General features: G+C 58.6%; 2 protein-coding genes. One reads left to right on the top strand and one right to left on the bottom strand.

The annotated features are described in order from the left end of the window. Positions 1 to 724: hypothetical protein (locus AC1DU6_RS29130; protein ID WP_477861437.1), on the top strand; the 724-nt coding region annotated here is incomplete at its 5' end. A gap of 260 nt (positions 725 to 984) precedes the next feature. Here AC1DU6_RS29130 and murI read toward each other — a convergent pair. After that, on the bottom strand, positions 985 to 1,812 hold the full coding sequence (gene murI, locus AC1DU6_RS29125) for a glutamate racemase (protein WP_477861435.1): 828 nt from the start codon (positions 1,810 to 1,812) through the stop codon (positions 985 to 987). Positions 1,813 to 1,986: the final 174 nt, after the last annotated feature.

Here is a 1,986-nt window from a genome sequence, read left to right as displayed (position 1 = left end):
ATTTGAGATGGAGCTAAGGGCACCGTTTGGGCAAGGGACCACGGCGCATGTATCGTTCATCACAATCTTCGAGGCTTGGAACGGGACAGATGTACGGAGAGTGCCTTACTTAAGCAAGCTGGAGAAGCTGTTTGAATGTGCGCTAGCAGGATGGCAAGTCAATTTTGCGGTCGAGTTCAAAGGCGAATTGCTAATGCGCGGTATTTCAGAAGATGGCTTAGATCATGAGTCAATTTTGGCTAGTGCGGAAACAATACGTTATATCAGGAGTGTCGCAACAATTGCTGGTTTTCTTGATTTGCCAGTTGATGTTGAGATAGGCCAAAAGATTGACCGTGAGGAATGGAATGTTGTTTGCGACGTGGCTCGAATTATGCGGGGAGAAAAGATCTTCGTCGCAAGCGATCTGACGTCGACCCCGAGCACCGTTATGACGGCAGATTCGGGAGGCGAAAATATAAAAATAATCCTGCTAAATCCGGAAGTCGCTCACCAATTGGTTTTCCATCAAAATGGCGGACAGGTAAAGCTTTTTGGCAAGAGTATTGCCCTTCCGATGCTAGAAATTTGCGTCGAGGATGTGTTCCCAAAGATCGGGGCAGAGGTAGAGGGTGTGGTCGAGGGGGATGGGGTTCCCTTAGACTTGATTCCAGGGCCGAACTTCAGATGTAGGTACAGGTACCTGCGAACGCCTGCAGACTCCTCAATCCCGGTTGGCGGCTAGGACGCGCAGCGTGCTCCATGCGCGGGCGCACGTCCTGCCTTCATGAAGAAGTCGGTGTTCCATCGATCATGGTTCGTCCGCGTCACAAGGTCGCAGGAGCGATTCTTGGCGCTGAGAACTTGCACAAATCCTTTCACAGTTTGCGCGGTCTCATAGAATTCTCTAATAAAATCAACTACTTGTAATAGACGCAGCGGACTTAAAATCCGCCTTCTGGAAACGGAAGTACGGGTTCGAGTCCCGTCCCGGGCACCAAGCCTTCAAACGGTCAGCGCGTGCTGGCCGTTTTTGCTTTCCGGCTGCCACGCCTGCACGGCTATGTCTTTCCAGCCCAGCACCTGCGCGASCCACGCGCGCAGCGCCGCGGGGTTCCCACTCGTTTCGACGGCGAGGGACGGCTCTCCCGTGCTGGCTCCCCAGAGATCGGCCGCACGTCGCGCGACGGCGGTCTCGATGCGTAGCAATTTGACGGATGTACCGAGCGCCGCCTGCCACAGCGGCTCGATCAGCGGATAGTGCGTGCACCCCAGCAGCGCCGTGTCCACGCCGGCAGCGCGCAGCGGCGCGCAGTAGTGCTCGACGAGGGCGCGTAGCTCAGCGCTGGCGAGGTCACCAGCTTCGATGCGGTCGACGACGCCGGGGCAGCCCTGCACGACGACTTCGTGCGCACCGGCGTGCCGCTCGACCAGCGCAAGCAGCCGAGCGCTTGTTGCCGTGGCCGGCGTGGCCAGCAGGCCGATCCGGCCATTGCGCGTCGCCGCAACCGCGGGTTTGATGCCTGGCTCGGTGCCCACGAAGGGAAGGGTGGGCCAACGCGCGCGCAGCGCCTCGATGGCGTGCGCCGTGGCCGTGTTGCAGGCAACGACGATGAGCTCGGCGCCGCTGGCGATCAGATGTTCGGCGATGACCAAGCTGCGCTGTTGGATGTCTTCGGGCGTGCGAGCACCGTAAGGGGCATAGGCCGTATCGGCGAGGTAGCGCAGGCGCACACCGGGCAGCAGCTGGCGCAGTTCGTGCAATACCGTGAAGCCGCCGACACCGGAGTCGAAGATGCCGATTTCTCGGCTCGGGGAGGGATCGATCTGCATGGGCGCGAGCAGTCTAGCTTCGCGATTCGAGAGGCCTCCCCAAAAAGAGTTCCCCCAGCGCCGTCCGGCGTCTGGCTAGAATCGAACGATCGTGCTTTTTTAAGCGCAGCTCTCCCGAAGAGCGCCCGTAGAATCTGGTTAACGTTTACGTCAATTCGAGCTGGAGTTTTCGAT

This window comes from Roseateles sp. P5_B10 (genome assembly GCF_056400485.1).
The sequence above is the reverse complement of the archived record's forward strand: the minus strand, read 5'-3'. Positions and strand labels throughout refer to the sequence as shown.